15 protein-coding genes are annotated in these 16,530 nt (G+C 42.9%); 7 read left to right on the plus strand and 8 right to left on the minus strand.

Annotated features, from left to right (window positions below; all coding sequences use genetic code 11):
• Positions 1-30 precede the first annotated feature (30 nt).
• The 4 genes from N5E84_RS09185 to N5E84_RS09200 form a co-directional block, all read right to left on the minus strand.
• Complete coding sequence (locus N5E84_RS09185; protein WP_019283401.1) at positions 31-1,887, minus strand: response regulator receiver domain; 1,857 nt, start codon at positions 1,885-1,887, stop codon at positions 31-33.
• Positions 1,880-4,939 (minus strand): ATP-binding protein, encoded by a 3,060-nt coding sequence (locus tag N5E84_RS09190; protein WP_095661257.1) that lies wholly within the window; start codon positions 4,937-4,939, stop codon positions 1,880-1,882. The genes N5E84_RS09185 and N5E84_RS09190 overlap by 8 nt, the downstream gene beginning before the upstream one ends.
• Before the next feature lie 87 nt (positions 4,940-5,026).
• Positions 5,027-6,193 carry a DNA cytosine methyltransferase gene (locus N5E84_RS09195; protein WP_019283403.1) on the minus strand — a complete coding sequence of 389 codons (1,167 nt, stop codon included), beginning with the start codon at positions 6,191-6,193 and terminating at the stop codon, positions 5,027-5,029.
• Between the two features lie 67 nt (positions 6,194-6,260).
• Positions 6,261-6,740 (minus strand): HNH endonuclease, encoded by a 480-nt coding sequence (locus N5E84_RS09200; RefSeq protein ID WP_122621519.1) that lies wholly within the window; start codon positions 6,738-6,740, stop codon positions 6,261-6,263.
• Positions 6,741-6,789: 49 nt separating this feature from the next.
• Here N5E84_RS09200 and N5E84_RS09205 point away from each other — a divergent pair.
• A protein-coding gene (locus N5E84_RS09205; RefSeq protein ID WP_095661212.1) for an IS3 family transposase occupies positions 6,790-7,940 on the plus strand; the annotation gives its coding sequence in 2 pieces (ribosomal slippage) (positions 6,790-7,033 and positions 7,033-7,940; 1,152 coding nt in all).
• Between the two features lie 509 nt (positions 7,941-8,449).
• On the opposite strand, the gene N5E84_RS09210 is transcribed toward N5E84_RS09205, so the two are convergent.
• Positions 8,450-8,665: an AlpA family transcriptional regulator gene (locus tag N5E84_RS09210; RefSeq protein ID WP_081245535.1), complete on the minus strand. Its 216-nt coding sequence runs from the start codon at positions 8,663-8,665 to the stop codon at positions 8,450-8,452.
• 128 nt (positions 8,666-8,793) lie between these two features.
• On the opposite strand from N5E84_RS09210, the gene radC reads away from it, so the two are divergent.
• From radC to N5E84_RS09240, 6 genes are all read left to right on the plus strand, one after another.
• Positions 8,794-9,267: a RadC family protein gene (gene radC / locus N5E84_RS09215; protein WP_095661255.1), complete on the plus strand. Its 474-nt coding sequence runs from the start codon at positions 8,794-8,796 to the stop codon at positions 9,265-9,267.
• Entirely contained in the window at positions 9,264-9,701 is a 438-nt protein-coding gene (locus N5E84_RS09220; protein WP_029388384.1) for a DUF2787 domain-containing protein, read from the plus strand. The genes radC and N5E84_RS09220 overlap by 4 nt, the downstream gene beginning before the upstream one ends.
• A gap of 50 nt (positions 9,702-9,751) precedes the next feature.
• Complete coding sequence (locus tag N5E84_RS09225) at positions 9,752-10,195, plus strand: DUF2787 domain-containing protein (RefSeq protein WP_019282928.1); 444 nt, start codon at positions 9,752-9,754, stop codon at positions 10,193-10,195.
• Between the two features lie 318 nt (positions 10,196-10,513).
• Positions 10,514-11,281 carry a WYL domain-containing protein gene (locus N5E84_RS09230; protein WP_019282926.1) on the plus strand — a complete coding sequence of 256 codons (768 nt, stop codon included), beginning with the start codon at positions 10,514-10,516 and terminating at the stop codon, positions 11,279-11,281.
• Positions 11,278-11,646, plus strand: a complete 369-nt coding sequence (locus N5E84_RS09235; protein ID WP_095661254.1) for a hypothetical protein — start codon at positions 11,278-11,280, stop codon at positions 11,644-11,646. The genes N5E84_RS09230 and N5E84_RS09235 overlap by 4 nt, the downstream gene beginning before the upstream one ends.
• A gap of 47 nt (positions 11,647-11,693) precedes the next feature.
• A complete protein-coding gene (locus N5E84_RS09240; RefSeq protein ID WP_019282087.1) occupies positions 11,694-11,921 on the plus strand; it encodes a hypothetical protein in 228 nt (75 codons plus the stop codon).
• 500 nt (positions 11,922-12,421) lie between these two features.
• Here N5E84_RS09240 and N5E84_RS09245 read toward each other — a convergent pair whose 3' ends face one another.
• The 3 genes from N5E84_RS09245 to N5E84_RS09255 all read right to left on the minus strand — a co-directional run bounded on the left by N5E84_RS09245 (position 12,422) and on the right by N5E84_RS09255 (position 16,517).
• Entirely contained in the window at positions 12,422-12,742 is a 321-nt protein-coding gene (locus N5E84_RS09245; RefSeq protein WP_013857456.1) for a hypothetical protein, read from the minus strand.
• A gap of 9 nt (positions 12,743-12,751) precedes the next feature.
• Entirely contained in the window at positions 12,752-15,367 is a 2,616-nt protein-coding gene (locus N5E84_RS09250; protein ID WP_103261238.1) for a LysM peptidoglycan-binding domain-containing protein, read from the minus strand.
• A protein-coding gene (locus N5E84_RS09255; RefSeq protein ID WP_095661212.1) for an IS3 family transposase occupies positions 15,367-16,517 on the minus strand; the annotation gives its coding sequence in 2 pieces (ribosomal slippage) (positions 15,367-16,274 and positions 16,274-16,517; 1,152 coding nt in all). The genes N5E84_RS09250 and N5E84_RS09255 overlap by 1 nt, the downstream gene beginning before the upstream one ends.
• Positions 16,518-16,530: the final 13 nt, after the last annotated feature.

The following is a 16,530-nucleotide window of genomic DNA, read 5'->3' on the forward strand; positions in this document are numbered from 1 at the left end:
GTGTTACATATAGCTGAAACTCTAACTGACTTACTGCATAAAACCATTTAATTCAGTAAAACCAAGGCCGACTCGAGACTGATTGGAACCAAATTTTTGTAATAGATTAAGCGCATATTCATACCTCAACTCTGAAACTGGCGTCGCAAGTAGCTCTCGAGTTTCTAGAAGAACTTTCCCTATATCATCTTTATTTTCCTCATCACCTTGCTCAGGTTGACGTAAACAGAAAACCCGTAAAGTTCCTTCCTCTGAAAATATTCCTTGATTGGATGCATAAAACAGATCCCAAATAGGGTTATCACTAGGCTTCTGCCCTAGACAAAAAGCTTTTGGCTCTCCATCCAACACTAAATAAATAAAGTTATTAGAGTTTGCATCTTGGTTAGCTTTCGAAAGCTTACTCACTGGAAGCAACTTTACAGCTTTAAAAGCAAGGAAATCTGAGCCGATTCGACTTTTCCAACTTTTTCTTTCTCTAGGAACCAAATCGCAAGCAGGGCTTAAGCATACCCATAAGTCCTCTTCGAAACAAAGTACAGTCCCTGTAGTCAAGTGGTGTCCAAACTCCTGTTGAGAGCAATTAAAAGCATTAAGGTGTGCCAGCGTATAATCAGGATCAAATTTTTTATCAAAAAAGTGCTCTGCAGCTTCTTTTACTCCCCCATCTACTAACTCTGTAACAGCTCCAGCAAGGCGCTGAGAAAACTCTCTGAGTTCTAAATGCGTAGCTCTAGCTAATTGCTCCCAATGTGCACGGATTAATTCATCATGAGTATGCAAAGCCCCCTCTTTTAACAAGTTGTTTAGCCACCCAGCTTGGGTCTCCTTTTGTGCAACAATCTTATTTGCTTGCTCCAAACCCTTTTCATCTATATCCGCACGTATCTTTGCCATTAGTAGGTGCATTGGTGAAGATTTTGCCTCTATTAATGCCGCTTTCAAAGGTTCAATAAGTTCAGTCTCCGGAGACCCATTCCCTTTTTTAATTACAGAGATAAACACTCGACCTGTAGAAATAAAGTTAGGATTATCTCCCCCCTTCCAAGACCAAGCTATGTCTTCAGTAGCACCACTAACTAAAGGAATTTTCAGCATTTTAAGTTGTTGTCCAACATACCATTTGGTTAGAGTTGCATGCTGGATCCCAATAAACTTGGCAACTTCTAAAACTTCCTGTTTAAATGGGTTCAAGAAATGGTGCGGAAACATTACATTGCTAAATTTCCCTTCACCCAACTCCAGGTGCTCCAGTACACTTTTAATTCCCATTTTTTGACTAAAAAATGAGTAGCGAGAGCCATCATCGTTGCCATCAAGCCAAGATTCAATAAGCTCTTCTGACTCGTCATCAATTACAAAGGGATGCTTTTCCGGGAATACAAACGTCTCTCCTAATACCTCATCGAACACTGTCTCAATGTCACCATCATCAAACCCTTTTGTATGAACGAGAATTATGTTAAATCTGTTGTTTCTTTTAAGTTCAGAAATGATTTTTCTAGCTCTTTCCCCACTATTAGTCGTAGGGACCCCTTCTAAATGATAATCCAACACAACCAAATCACTATGATTCAGGTAAGGAGGTACCCCATCAGAGCCTCCTAGTTTGGGATCTTTTCCATCAAAAACATCCAGACTCCAATTTTTTTCTTGATGACACATTGAAATGATGCTTCGTAAGCGCTCGATATTCTCTGGTTTCAGTTGCTTATCAGGTATTGCCTGCGTCGACTGAACTAGAAATTGGGACAATGTTGGGTACTCATCATCAATGACAGTTACGTTTTTAATTGGATCAATGAAAGCTTCGTGAATCATTTGATGATAAATAGGTGGAGTTTCAATTGGAACCTCCACCGCAGTTACAACTGCCGAACTATTCATTCTTCATCCCCTTGAATTCAATTGCAAAGTTGGCCCCTGAATGTAGTTTGTAGCGATCACGTGTTTCATATCTTATTGTATGGCCGCTGGCATTTAAATTTTGCTTAGATAGGTATAACCCAACACCTCTTCCTCCTCGCTGCTTACGAGTAAAGAAAAGAGTAAATAGTTGTTCAATGTCATCGACATCAACTCCAGGACCATCATCGGAAACAACGACTTCGCCATCAATGACATCTAGTGTAATTTTTTGTTCTGACTCATGTTGCTGAACCCAATATAAAGAATTATTGACTAAATTGATAAATACGGGAAAAATCCTCGATGGCATATCTACAATAGCTATAGATTCGAATCTTCTAGTCGCACTAAAAGTAACACTGGCTCTTTCAAACTGCTCTCCAAAATATGCCTCAACATAGCTAGATATTTCTTTACCTGAAATAGTTCTCGACACCTTCTCGCCAGAGAGCTTCAACGGAGAAAGAAAGCGTAATTTATCCATCAATGCTTGATGAGCTTCATCTACACGATGTAAATGATCATTTTGTTCTGGAGATAAATTAGTTTGAGCCAAAGACCTAAGCCCGAAATCTACACTTCGGTCCAAGCTTTCCATTTCATGACCCACAATTTCTACAGTTATACCTAGTTGAGCAAGCGAGTGAAGCCGAACCAACTCTTCTCGATACTTAATTGACTCATTCATGCTGTACAAAGCTAAGCCCTCCAAGTCAATCTGTTCTTCAAGGCTTTCTAACGCCGTCGTATACGGCCCCAACTTCTGCCGGTTTTCCACATCAACCTTCAGTTGAGTTTCATCGAGAATTGTTAAAACCTCGCCTAACGAAATCTTTTCTAGCTTGAGATCTTCTAGAGCGCCTTCAACTTCAATTTTATATTGATCTCGACATTGCTTAACCACCCTATCGAAGTCTGATATCTGCTTACTCAACGCTTCTTTACCGCGTGCTGCATACCGGTTGATTGCATTGTTCAAGCTAGTGAGTTTGCTACGATAAACTTCATTGGCTTTTTCAAAATCAGTTTTTTGCGTGGCTTCTTCTAAAGCTTTATTGACCACTAATGTAAGCTGCTGAACCATCGTTTTTGCCGCAAGTTCATGCTTACGATAGTAACGATAGTCATCTTCAAGCCTGCCTAAGTTTGGCGGAACTGGGCTTAGTGAAAAGCTTTGGGTTGTATCGTTTAATGAGTCTGTTTCTTTCTTTAGTTCTTGCAGCTCATCCAAGGAGTTAAGTTGAATACGGTTTTCAAAGCTTTGTTTTAAACTTCCAAGCATCTCTATGTGTTTTATCAGCGGCTTAGTATTTTTCTTGATTGATGTGCGTATGCGGTTTCTCTCACGAGACAACAGCTTATTTCTGTCATCTTCAGCTTTTTGCAGTGCTTTTTTCTCTCGGATTAATTCTAACGTTGGTTTCCGGGTTTCGGCTTTTGTACCAAAGTGATCATTTGAAACATCGATGAGTATTTTTGACACTATTTCCTTGAACAACTTAGAAGCACGGTTTTCAATAAAACCTTCTCGACCAGCTTTGTCTTTGAGATTAGGGTTATTTTCACGAGTAATTGCTACACGGCCAAACATACGTCGGTTGGCCCAAAAATAACGTCCGGCATGTTTTGAACGTCGAAATTCTATATCAAAATAATCATTATCAGTTCTACCAAAAGGCATCACGCGCAGTCCATCTCTATAGACTCTAAACCCTGCATATTTTTCTGCTTGCTCTTTGAAATGAGCATGTTGTTCGTCCGACAAAGAGCTGCTACCAATCTCCATTTCAAACGTGCCAGCTCGTATATGAAATGGTCCAAATGCGCTATCTCTCCGCGTTTTATATACCTGCTTTGGTTTGATCATATAATCTTCAATCCACTCGCCGAAGACTTTCACTCTCCCTTTAAAATAACCTTCTTTATCGACATTCCCTTCGATAACATGCTCCAATTCTTCGAGAGCTGCTAGGTCAAATTGCCTATCTCGCCCTATAATAATTTCTGGGTAAATCCCTCGCCAAGCAGTAACCGAGCACGTAAATCTATCAGGCTTAGATTCTGCTTCCTTGCTGAATGGGTCGACAAAGTTCGATAGTGTTTGAAAAAAGTTCTCTTTATAGCTTTGAACGGTTTCCCCTACTTCTTCATGCGGTGTTAAAGAAAGCTGCGCTTTCAAGTCCTCAGAAAGCTCCGCTGTAAACATGGCAGTACCTTGGTCGCTTTCTTCTTTCCAAACAGCCCATTTACAAAGGTGACGCTCAGAAAACACTTCCTTGATCAAGGTGTTTTCTATTTTTGATTTAGTCGTTTCTTGTATTGAAATGCCTTTTCCTAATTCCAAATCACTATACTGCTCCCAAGCGGCAGCTAGACGAGAGGTTCTTGCTTTAGATACAGCTCTCGTGATAGTTAGAGCCTCCTCTTCTGGCATGTTTTCAGCTAAAGCAAGTGCTGAGGCTTCAGCTTCCATTTCTGCTTCAGAATCCCCCCATAAGTTTCCTAACAGCTTATCAAACATCGTTGGAAGCTCTTCCAACACATCTGTGTATTTATCAAACTCAGTGATAGGGATTCGAATATCTTCAAGATAAATGTAAGGGTTTTCAAATAAGCGCCAATCAACTAATGCAGCGACAAACCTATGTTTCTTCCGCTTAGATACCAGTAGCAACAAAGGACCTAAAGCGGCGCTTGATAAACGACCTATCCCTTTCTGCCCTTGTTTCGTTCTATGCTTTAATCCACTACGGTCAGCTTCTATAATTTCGAAACCGTCCGTTTTAGATTCAGTTCCGATAGTAAGCCACTTCTCTTCAAACTCTTGGCGGCTCATACCATGTCCATTATCCAATAATGCTGCAACATCAATATCTCCATCAAATAAATGAAGACTCACATCTGTTGCGTATGCATCGAAGGCGTTTTTCCAGAGTTCTGATATTGCAGTCGGACAGTCTGCAATTTGCTCCCGCCCGAGGTGATCAATGGTCCTTGCTCTAGTTTTAAAGGTTGAAGAGGTGTAAGCCATAAAGAGGGTTCCAGTTATTTATAAGCTCGTAATTTAATCTAGCTTACTGAAAATAAAAAAAAGTGCCTAACATTGTAGGCACTTTCTTTAATTCAATCTACTGCATATGTCAGCAATGAGAATCTTACCAAGTAATGGGGGGACTGCATTCCCTATTTGGCGAGCTTGTTCGGTTGAGCTACCATAAAAATTGAACCAATCAGGAAAGGACTGCAACCTTGCACAATGGCGAAGCGTTATACCATGATCTTCCCATGGATGAACAAAACGCCCTTTTGACGGGTTATTGCAACCAGTGGTAATTGTATTGCTGGGTGTATGAATCAATATCCGTCCATACACATCTTTGTGTCCTTTATAACCATTTGAATGACATTTTAGCCAGTGTTGTTCACCAGCATCTTCACGACTACCGTTTAATGGGGTATCAGCAAAGCGCTCTTTCATCATGTCGCTTGGCTTCATGTGAATGTTACATGGATCGTTCTTCTTAAAAGTTTTCCCATGAGGAAGTGATTTGAGAAGTTTAAACACTTCTTCTTTACCACGCTTATCTTTCTTATCGAAGAAATCTTCCCAGTAAACTGAGTACAGATGCTCTGGGATTTTTTCAAATACTGATGAAGCTGCTAGCCATTCAGGTTTGTTTCCTGAAGCTGGAGAAAAATGAGTTTCTGCTGGTGGAAATACAATGTCTTCCGAGTCTAGATCTTTTCGGATACCAAAAATGAATACTCGTTTACGGTTTTGAGGAACCCCGTAGTCTTTCGCATTCACTGTATCGCAAAACTTTATTACGTAACCAGCATCTTCAGCTAATGCTATAAACTTGTCTAAAAATGGTTTATGTCGTTTCCACAAAAGGCCTGAGACATTCTCCACCAAGAACGCTTTTGGTGAGAACTCGTTGACAAACTCAAAATATCGAAGAAGTAAAGCATTTCTCGGGTCGTCTTTACCTGCATCTTTAATGCGGTGTGTTGAAAAGCCTTGGCACGGTGGTCCCCCCAGAATCAGGTCCAGCTCACGTCTCTTTAGTTCAAGATCTTGACGAAGAACTTCCGGCTTTATCAGGTTAATATCTCCATTAAGCAGCTTAACCTTGCGTTTCTGGTTTTGATTGAAATTTCTATCATAAGTATCTGCTGCTGCTTTATCGAACTCAATTGCCGCTAATACCTTTACGCCAGCATCATGAGCTGAAAGAGTGAACCCTCCAGCACCAGCAAACAAATCAATAGCTTTAATTGACATCAAAAAACCTCAAAACATTCAGCCGCCACATTCTACTTATTCGCAAAAAAAATGCCATGAAATAGTTTCAATCATTTTTAACAAAGGCTTCATCGAGTTGCTTGTATAGCTCCAGAGACTTATCTGACTCGGTTTTAATGTTCTTATACAGGCTACTAGCAATCACACGAATGGCGTGACGCTCATTTTCATTGAGCTTGGGGTAGTTATAATACTCAAAATTTCCCAGAATCTTCATCTCTCTTTCTGCATATAAGTGGTCTTGATCTTTACTAGTACAGACATTTCTCAAGTGTTGTCTCCAATCACAGTAGGTAGAACCACTAACCCTGCTCCTTTTATTACACCCCTTGCAACAAGGAACAATATTTCCGGGATGATGTAAGCCAAACTCCGTGCGATTGAACATCAGCACATGTTCAATCTGTAACTTCTCGCTCTTTTCACCGCAATAGGCACAACAGTTTTCAAATCGAACTGTTTTTATTTCTTCCCAAAGCCTTTTCCCTTTACCATTTCCAGTATTGAATGAAGTGATCCGCACCACCAGTTTTGGACACCTAATTAAGTGAGTACAATCACTAATGAGGTGAACCATGACAAACAAGAAAAAACGTATTCTCCATTCTGCTGAATTTAAAGCAGAAGCACTGAAGCTAGCAGAAAAGCTGGGAGTAGCTACGGCAGCGCAGCATCTCTCGTTACACGAATCCCAGATCTACGGTTGGCGTAAAGCAGCCAAGAAAGATACTAGCACCAGTCAGCGGGAAAAAGATCTAGCCGCTGAAGTCGCAAAGCTCAAAAGGCAATTGGCCGAGCAAGCTGAAGAGCTAGATATCGTAAAAAAGGCCGCCACCTACTTCGCGAAAAATCTAAAGTAGATAGCTACGAATTTATGCTCGAACACCTGCTGTGCTTCAGTGCTGTCCGCATGGCTAAGGTGTTCGGGGTTTCACGAAGTGGGTTTTATTACTGGATTAAGCATCGCCACAAGGCCACTCAGCGCGAGGTAACTCGCCAAGAGCTTGATACGAAGGTCAAAAAGGCTTTTGACAACAGCAAAGGCCGTGATGGTTCAAGGCGTATCCAGAAAGAGCTGGCAGAGAACGGTGATAGCCGTAATGTTAAAACCATTGCCGCTAGTATGAAGCGTCAGGATTTAACGCCGAAAGCGGCACGTAAGTTTAGGTGCACTACGGATAGCAAACATAAAATGCCAGTTGCTCCGAACCTGCTAGCTCAGGATTTTAACGCGGAGGCTCCGAATCAAAAGTGGGCGGGAGACATCACCTATGTTGCGACAAGTGAAGGCTGGCTGTATTTGGCGGTAATTATTGACCTTTATTCAAGGCAAGTAGTCGGCTGGTCTATGGATACCAGAATGACCGCAACACTGGTCTGCGATGCATTATCAATGGCCTTGTTCCGTCGTGGGTTCCCTGAGCAGGTGATCGTTCATAGTGACCGAGGTAGTCAGTACTGCTCAAAAGATTATCGAGACATCATAACCGCTTATAATCTAAAGCAAAGTATGAGTAGGAAAGGAAACTGCTGGGATAATGCTTGTGTTGAGAGCTTCTTCCATTCAATGAAGGTTGAAGCGATCCAATATGAGCCGATCATGACGCGAGACGAGATGCGTCAAACGCTCTTTGAATACATCGAGGTTGATTATAATCGGACAAGAAGGCACAGTGCTCTTGGGTATCTAAGTCCAGTTAACTTTGAAAATAAAAATGTCGCTTAATGAAGTGTCCAGTCTGGCTGGAGCAGATCAAAGCGCCCAAATAGTGTTCACCAACTTTCGTCAAAAAGGCTCGGACTGCGGTATTTGCAGAATCTGAAGCCGTGTTATACACCGCCACTATTTTCTCCTCCACAAAACTGATAAATTGTTTTTGCATATCATTCGACTAAAGAACCGATTTGTCGACAAGTCATTTATAGAATCATTTTCACTTACTAATTGAACTTAGAGCGGTAACTAATTTCAGTAGTCTAACTACCGCTCACTAACACTAAGCTTAATGCTTACTTCGTCTTCACCAAAAACTCTCTAAAAAATTTAATCATTTTTGACTGTGATATTACTGACAAATTAGCGCTAAGTTGCCTAATCTGTTTACTCGTCCTGTGAATAGCTTCCCAGTTAATGACATCATAGAACCATGACTAGAACGAAACTAGTGTTGCCAGTTGTACTAGCTGACAAACCAACCTCAGTACTTGCTTGTTGTTGAGTTACGTTATACATATCTAGTCACTGATTCGGTTTTGGAATACTTGTTCCATCCACTCATCTACTTCACTTTCTACCCAAGCTACAGCCCTATCCCATAAGCTAATGGATTGAGGGAATTGATCTTCATTCATTTTCCGGTAAATCGCTGAACGGCTTAGTGCTGTCTTTTCCATTACTTCTTTTAGCTTTAGAAATCTCATGGGACGTTCTCCTATATCTGTGGTCCTCATGGGATAAAGCGCTAACGTAAAAAAAGACGGTGAGGTGTTAAGCCTTGGCGCGACAAGGCTCAATCCAAAAATTTTCAGGCATATGTCATCCATGTGAATACCCATCATTGATTCGACAGGAGCCCGAAATGAATCCCAAAAATTCCGATTACCAAAAGCAGCAACGCTATCAGGAAAATGAAATCCTGGAGCATGCGGCTGAGATACTGGCGACGCGCTACGTGCGTGGAGATACCCTAATCAACCCTGATGCCACTAAAGAGTATGTGCGCTGTAAGCTAGGCAGCTATGAACGTGAAGTGTTTGCCTTATTGTTACTGGATAACCAAAACCGACTGATTGAGTTTAAAGAGCTGTTTCAAGGAACGGTGGATGCGGCCAGCGTCTACCCACGTGAAGTGGTGAAAGCAGTATTAGAAGTGAATGCCGCAGCGGTGATATTTGCCCATAATCATCCATCCGGTGACTCAACACCGTCTCAAGCCGATAGACGCATAACAGAAAGACTCAAGGACGCTTTAGCGCTGGTGGATGTTCGCGTTCTCGACCATATCGTGACAGGCAATACCTGCACCTCGTTTGCTGAAAGGGGATGGTTATGATTGAACAACATTATGGCAAGCTGTGCATTGATAATGCGTTACATGCGTTACTAGAAGCACTTCTGAATAGATACAACATCTCGGACAATGCGGAACGACTCGTGTTGAACTGCCGCCAAATGAGTTACTACCGACATCGACAAGGTTTGCATCCCATTGAAGTACAGCTTAAACGTGAGTCAGCCTCAAGCCCGTGGCTGGTGGTGTTCTTTGCCAGCTTCTCTTATCCCGATGACAACAGCACAACCGTTGAACCTGAACTGTACTTTCACCTTGCTAATCGCTGGTGCTATCAGCCCGATGTGGGGAGTACTGATTTATCCCACCCAGAGGTACAAGAGCTGCTCTCGGTCTGGATGAAAGCTTTTGCTCGTCATCTTTCCAGAAACGTCTTTGATGACGTGCAACTGACGATGGTCGGCACGTTCCAATAATTCTCACTCTGTTATTTCTTATTTGAATCCTGAAACAAGGAGGACTCACTATGTCCAAATTAACCTTCACAGCATCCTTACTACCTGTATCGAAACAACTGCACACGCTGCTAAGTGAGCACTTCAACGCTCATTTACTAAATAGTGAAACACTGACCACCAGCCGTTATCTAGTGTTTAACTTTCGCGATAATAGTTACAGTGCGGAAGAAGGTGGCTTCCATCCGGTTGAGATGGCGATTTGCCAAACCTCAACAGGGGAATGGAGTATTGAGTACATCACCGACTTTGCTTATATGGGGAATTACTATCCAGAGCTAGAGCGCAACTTGGATTTCGATTTTCGGGTTGGGCAGTTCTTTATGGCCTATCGTGGCTGGCTACCAATGCAGGGTAGCCGTGATGCTAAAGAGCTGTATCGGCTATGGGAGAATAACTTTCTTACCTATGTCGATACGGATGCTTACAACGAGATAGCCGTCACCCCGCAATAGCTCATGACTTCCCTTCTTCTACAAATCATCAAACTTGTCACTGCTCTCATCACGCTGTTTTCACTTTCCCCGTTCTTCGGTGCTATTGGAGCCCTATCCACTTTAGGATTTCTGGTGGTGCTGTTGATTGGGTTATTGGCAGCCATTGCCGAGCTCAGTGATAAGCATAGGCCTCGTTAATGTTAATCGGCTCACGCTTTAGTGATGCCGATTGATGCTGTTTTCACCGTTGGACATTATGTGTCTAACCCACCTCTATTCTCCCGACATTAAATGTCCGACTCCGGTGTGGAGCTTTGATGTATTGAGAGCGTAGTCATGAGCAATAAAACCAGCATTGAAGGGTTATCCGCTTTGCTGCACACGCTGATGCTTATTCCTCAACATCGATGGATTACCGTTAGGGAATTGCAGCAGCAGTTAGCCCTACTCGATATCCACCGCACCACGCGCAGTATTAAACGCTACCTCGATGACATCATTGTGGACGTGTTTAACGTGGAGTGTGATTCGATGAGCATGCCCCATGTTTATCGGAAAACCTCAGAGCAATTACTGAAGCTCAATAAGCAGGAAATGCTCTATTGGCAATTGACCAACAAGTACTTACTGCCGCTGGTTCCTGATGCACTGAATTATGGGCAAGGGTGCTCCTCGGAGAGAGACAAACCCTTGTCCTATATAGGTTCAGCACATTCAAAAGAGCAAGCATGGTTAGCCAAAGTACATGTGGCATTGCCCACGATTCGCGAGTGGAGTGACGAGCAACGGCACGTGTTGAATGCGGTACACACGGCATTACTGCACAACCGTATGCTCAAGATATCTAGCCAAGTATTGCAGCAAGAGAAGGCGCTCATTGAGCCACTGGGACTCTCGGTTCAGTGTGACGCGCTCTTGCTGCTCTTTCGATTATCCGGTCAACACACGATACGCACCCTAGCCTTGCCTTTGATTGATGAGGCCAGTGTATCGACGTTTTCTTTTACCTATCCAACTGATTTCAATCTTGAGCGGTTCATACGTGAACACGATGGAATCAGTGCGCCTGAATTTCACTCACCGATAAGGAGAGCACCGTTATGACATTAACCAACACCCTACTCCAATACGCCGCTATGAGCATCCTGTTTATTGGGCTTACCGCTTGTGGCGACCAAGAAGAGACTCAAGCAGCAACGGCTGATATTGAAGTATCGATATCGACTAACCCTCAATGGGGAACATTGGTCTTTGACCTGCAAGCCATCACCGACAGCACCGTAATCAGCAATGTAGTGATTAACCGTGGCAACTGCCGATTACCCGCAGGTACAGCCTCGGAGCTATCAAGAAACGTTTCGTTAAATTTCGGCCAGACCTACACCGGATACAGCAACAACTGCACTGTAGACAGCGTGAAAGAAATCGAAGTCACCTCCAGCGCTGGCACCTTTGTCTACACCTTATAACTCTCTATCCCTCAGTAACACACTCAACCAACTCGTAAGGATCAACTATGAACAAATCATCTCTACTCATCACGACAGCGTTAGTTTTATCTACTTCTTCCGCCTTTGCTGGTGGAACACTGGGCGGCAACCCATCCGCAGATTCGGGAGCCGTCAACGTCAGTGTGGGCAAATGCACTCAATACAAAATGGAGGTGAAAGCGGCGCAACAGGCAGGTAAGGATGCATCAACCATCACCGTTCCTGAAGGCTGTGAAGCCATCAAAGAAAAGTAATACCACCAGCGAAGGTGAACGACGACAATGGGGAGCAATAACGCTCCCCATTCTTTTTTTGTCTCAATGCACTGGTTTGAAGGTATATGTTATATGTTAAAAAGCGACTTAACTCTACCCAAAATGATTGCGATATTAATCCTTTATACAAAAATAAAGAGGTAAAGCACAGTCATAAAAAACAACCAGTTTAAAAACATAAAAACGTCAGAAGAACACTTTTTCTCTCTTCTTCGATGTCTTACAAGAGGGTAAACTAGGCAAAAGTATGAGAATAAACCACCAGCCCCCATACTATTCATAGCAATGTAGTTTTTACTCTTAAAGCTTTCGGGCTCTTTCGCTAAGTTGTCTACTAATTGATTTATGTACTTTTTGTCGCCCAAAGAATAGACGACAAGATGATAAAAATAGACAAACATCCACACAAGAGAAAACATTGCTGCGCTAGAAATTAGGGTATCTAAATATGACAACAATTGGCTAAGCCTCACAAAAGATCAAATGAGAAAACTTAGCAAAAAAGCAAAGTTAGCCCACATAAAAAAATCAAATTTCATGGTTCTCTTTTTAGCCCTATAACGCACTAAAGGATAGAAAAATGCATACATCACAAACAACCCTCCGGCTCCTAAGCCTGAAGTATTCAGATACCACTTTTCCTTAAACTGCTCTGGTTCTTTAGATAAATTTGCTATCAGCTCGTCAATATATCGCTTATCACCGAAGCAGTAGCGATAAGAATAAAACATAAATGGCAATGCCCAGATAAAAACCCATAGGCTAGCCAACTTGTGAATGTGGGTAAAAAAGTCTTCCATACTGTACTCTTAAAATACTTTCGGCATATCAAAGTTACTATATCTATTTGAATTAATATAGGTTTCCACTTCTACTGGGATACCTTTTTCCAATTCTTTTTCTACGGAATCAAGATAACTATCAAAGCCCAACAGGTCATATTTTTCTTCAAAAAGCTCTTTGCCAGCACCAGCGCCAATGAACCCACCAGTCAGAGCTCCCCCTGCATAAAGCAACATCACGACTGGTGCAGCACTTATAGATAGACCAACAACCAAAAGACCAGCGATACCAGCACCTAACATCCCTCCAGCCCATCCACCAGCAACGCCTCCAGTTTCAATTGCTGCTTGACGAGTACATGATGCTAACGACTCACAGTTGTGAGTAACATTGTATACGCCACTTGCAACTCCAAGGCCTAACGATAGTTTTCCTGCTTTCTCCGCATAAGTTATCCACTTAGCAGTATTTGCCACCCGCCCTCCTAACTCAGGAACAGAACCTTCCTTTAATATCTCATCGGCATTGTGAATGAGTGACTTAGTAGAATTTATCCCTAGACTCGCCTTTAAGCCTTGGTCTACTGGTATTTTCAGTGTCCGTTGCGTAAGTTTATCCAGTTGCTTATCGAGAATTTTTTTCAAACCTTGTCTCTGCCGAACAAAACTTGCCCTATCAATTTTTTTAGATAAGAGATCAAGGTATAGACGATCCATCTTTTTAAGTGATGAAGATACATTTTCTAGATTCTTCTGCATTGCCGGAGCTATGGTCCCAACGACAGCCCCCATGTATGCGAATGTGTCTGACGGCTTACCCGTGTTCCAATACTCCACCAACTTGTTTTCTATCACTTCAAAGTAAGCTTGATGCAGCGCAACTTGATCAGGACTCAACTTACTCAGCTCGGCACTCGCCATACCTGAATTATCTTTTAATGCTTTTAGCTTGGCTTTTTCCTCTTCTGAAGACGGCTCCTTAGTTAGGAAGATCACTATCTCTCCAGGAATCAGAGGATCATGCAAATGTTGGTTATGCTCTTGGAGCAAGCTTTTCGTTTTTGAAGACACATCACTGAGGTCTTGCTCCCAAAAATCACGAAGGGGCTTAGATTCCTCAACAATCGAAAAGCCCAACTGAAACTCTATTTGCTCTTCAAATTCCCTTAAATTAGCAATAACAAGATCATCATGAACAACATCTTCAGAATTCACCGACTTGACTGTGGAACCTTTGATGTAAGAACTGGAATACTCATAAATTGAGTTTGTGGGCTTATTGTATTTCTTCACTTCAACACTTGGCTTCCCAAACTTTAAATCGGTCTGTTGTTCCATCTCGGTCTTGTGACTTACTACTAATTGGTCACCAACCTTCAATTTCATCGGGTCAGCATCATACTGAGGATTCAAATCAAGTAACTGTTTCGCCGACAAACCATATTGTTCTGCAATGGCTCCCCATGATTCTCGTTGGTTGGTTTTAGAATCCGTCCCAACAGTATGCGTTTCTGGTTTACTCTCTGCTTTCTGCGTTTCCGCTGGTTGAGTGTTTTGCCTTTCAGCGACAGGTTGCTTGGACGCAGCAAGCAATTCGTTGATATCGAGCTTGATACCATGTTGAGCCAACCAGTCATCATTGAGGTTGTCGAGCTCTTCTCGGGTAATTTGCTGTTCAAGATAAATCAGATGTTGGTTTTCAACGTCTTTACCTTCGAGCTTCCAGTAGACCAAAATGGCACTTTGATAGACGTTGTAGCCTTGCTCATCATTGAGCTGATCGTGGGTGGAGCGTGTCGCGTAGAAGGCCGACTTCCCCTGACCTAACAACTTGTACTCTTGGACTAAGCGGCTATTGCATAAATGGTAGTAGTAGCCTTTTGTTGGTAACCCCAAACGCTCACCAAGCTGCACCGAAGGGACAACAGGAATAAAGGCTTCTCGTACTACACCAGAGCCTATCGGCTTGACCTGTACGCTCTCTGGAACGCTAATGCCCATAGAGCTAGAAGCCACTTTCGCTACCAGCTTTTTAGGTTCATCAAATGCGGTATAGGCGGTGTATTTCGTACCGTGATCGGTTCGCTCGGTTTCCCAACGACCCACTACAGGCTCTTGTTTGGTTTTTGCCAACTCGAATGCACAACCAATATTTTGCTTAAACGTTTCATCTGAACACGCTATTTCAAAACAATACTCATATTTAATCTTGGATGTCGTTTCTCTTTGGTTGGGTTTCACAGGCTCAGGAACATACGTTTCGTCAATACTAGGCTCACTTGCACCACCTCTACTTGACGCACCACCAGCCGCACCGCCAGACATTCTTGTTCTAGAAAGGTAGGCATTCTTCGCTTCTGGCGAAAGTGCCTCTTGTCCTTCAGTCGATAATTCCCAAGATTTGCTCATTCCGTCTTGGAGCATCACAGGCTTAGAAGGGGAATCCGTCAATAGTGCTAACTCACCACGTTTCAGCTTGTCCATAAAACTAGAATAGCTCATTCCCTGAGGAAGTGCTGAACCCAACGTTCTCTCATCCAGTCTTTCTATATCACCTTCGACCTGCCCAAACTCATATGTCATCAGTTCGGTTAGCCGTACCACTCGATAACTGATCTGCTCCAGCCAGACTGGACACTTCATTAAGCGACATTTTTATTTTCAAAGTTAACTGGACTTAGATACCCAAGAGCACTGTGCCTTCTTGTCCGATTATAATCAACCTCGATGTATTCAAAGAGCGTTTGACGCATCTCGTCTCGCGTCATGATCGGCTCATATTGGATCGCTTCAACCTTCATTGAATGGAAGAAGCTCTCAACACAAGCATTATCCCAGCAGTTTCCTTTCCTACTCATACTTTGCTTTAGATTATAAGCGGTTATGATGTCTCGATAATCTTTTGAGCAGTACTGACTACCTCGGTCACTATGAACGATCACCTGCTCAGGGAACCCACGACGGAACAAGGCCATTGATAATGCATCGCAGACCAGTGTTGCGGTCATTCTGGTATCCATAGACCAGCCGACTACTTGCCTTGAATAAAGGTCAATAATTACCGCCAAATACAGCCAGCCTTCACTTGTCGCAACATAGGTGATGTCTCCCGCCCACTTTTGATTCGGAGCCTCCGCGTTAAAATCCTGAGCTAGCAGGTTCGGAGCAACTGGCATTTTATGTTTGCTATCCGTAGTGCACCTAAACTTACGTGCCGCTTTCGGCGTTAAATCCTGACGCTTCATACTAGCGGCAATGGTTTTAACATTACGGCTATCACCGTTCTCTGCCAGCTCTTTCTGGATACGCCTTGAACCATCACGGCCTTTGCTGTTGTCAAAAGCCTTTTTGACCTTCGTATCAAGCTCTTGGCGAGTTACCTCGCGCTGAGTGGCCTTGTGGCGATGCTTAATCCAGTAATAAAACCCACTTCGTGAAACCCCGAACACCTTAGCCATGCGGACAGCACTGAAGCACAGCAGGTGTTCGAGCATAAATTCGTAGCTATCTACTTTAGATTTTTCGCGAAGTAGGTGGCGGCCTTTTTTACGATATCTAGCTCTTCAGCTTGCTCGGCCAATTGCCTTTTGAGCTTTGCGACTTCAGCGGCTAGATCTTTTTCCCGCTGACTGGTGCTAGTATCTTTCTTGGCTGCTTTACGCCAACCGTAGATCTGGGATTCGTGTAACGAGAGATGCTGCGCTGCCGTAGCTACTCCCAGCTTTTCTGCTAGCTTCAGTGCTTCTGCTTTAAATTCAGCAGAATGGAGAATACGTTTTTTCTTGTTTGTCATGGTTCACCTCATT

Origin of the sequence: Vibrio sp. J502 (genome assembly GCF_025397955.1) — a bacterium.
Classification (GTDB): Bacteria; Pseudomonadota; Gammaproteobacteria; order Enterobacterales; family Vibrionaceae; genus Vibrio; species Vibrio anguillarum.

Bases quoted from the DNA above. Each gene is read 5' to 3' on its own strand.
- N5E84_RS09185 (WP_019283401.1), bottom strand. From the start codon at position 1,887: ATGAATAGTTCGGCAGTTGTAACTGCGGTGGAGGTTCCAATTGAAACT.
- N5E84_RS09190 (WP_095661257.1), bottom strand. From the start codon at position 4,939: ATGGCTTACACCTCTTCAACCTTTAAAACTAGAGCAAGGACCATTGAT.
- N5E84_RS09195 (WP_019283403.1), bottom strand. From the start codon at position 6,193: ATGTCAATTAAAGCTATTGATTTGTTTGCTGGTGCTGGAGGGTTCACT.
- N5E84_RS09210 (WP_081245535.1), bottom strand. From the start codon at position 8,665: ATGAGGACCACAGATATAGGAGAACGTCCCATGAGATTTCTAAAGCTA.
- radC (WP_095661255.1), top strand. From the start codon at position 8,794: ATGAATCCCAAAAATTCCGATTACCAAAAGCAGCAACGCTATCAGGAA.
- N5E84_RS09220 (WP_029388384.1), top strand. From the start codon at position 9,264: ATGATTGAACAACATTATGGCAAGCTGTGCATTGATAATGCGTTACAT.
- N5E84_RS09225 (WP_019282928.1), top strand. From the start codon at position 9,752: ATGTCCAAATTAACCTTCACAGCATCCTTACTACCTGTATCGAAACAA.
- N5E84_RS09230 (WP_019282926.1), top strand. From the start codon at position 10,514: ATGAGCAATAAAACCAGCATTGAAGGGTTATCCGCTTTGCTGCACACG.
- N5E84_RS09235 (WP_095661254.1), top strand. From the start codon at position 11,278: ATGACATTAACCAACACCCTACTCCAATACGCCGCTATGAGCATCCTG.
- N5E84_RS09240 (WP_019282087.1), top strand. From the start codon at position 11,694: ATGAACAAATCATCTCTACTCATCACGACAGCGTTAGTTTTATCTACT.
- N5E84_RS09245 (WP_013857456.1), bottom strand. From the start codon at position 12,742: ATGGAAGACTTTTTTACCCACATTCACAAGTTGGCTAGCCTATGGGTT.
- N5E84_RS09250 (WP_103261238.1), bottom strand. From the start codon at position 15,367: ATGAAGTGTCCAGTCTGGCTGGAGCAGATCAGTTATCGAGTGGTACGG.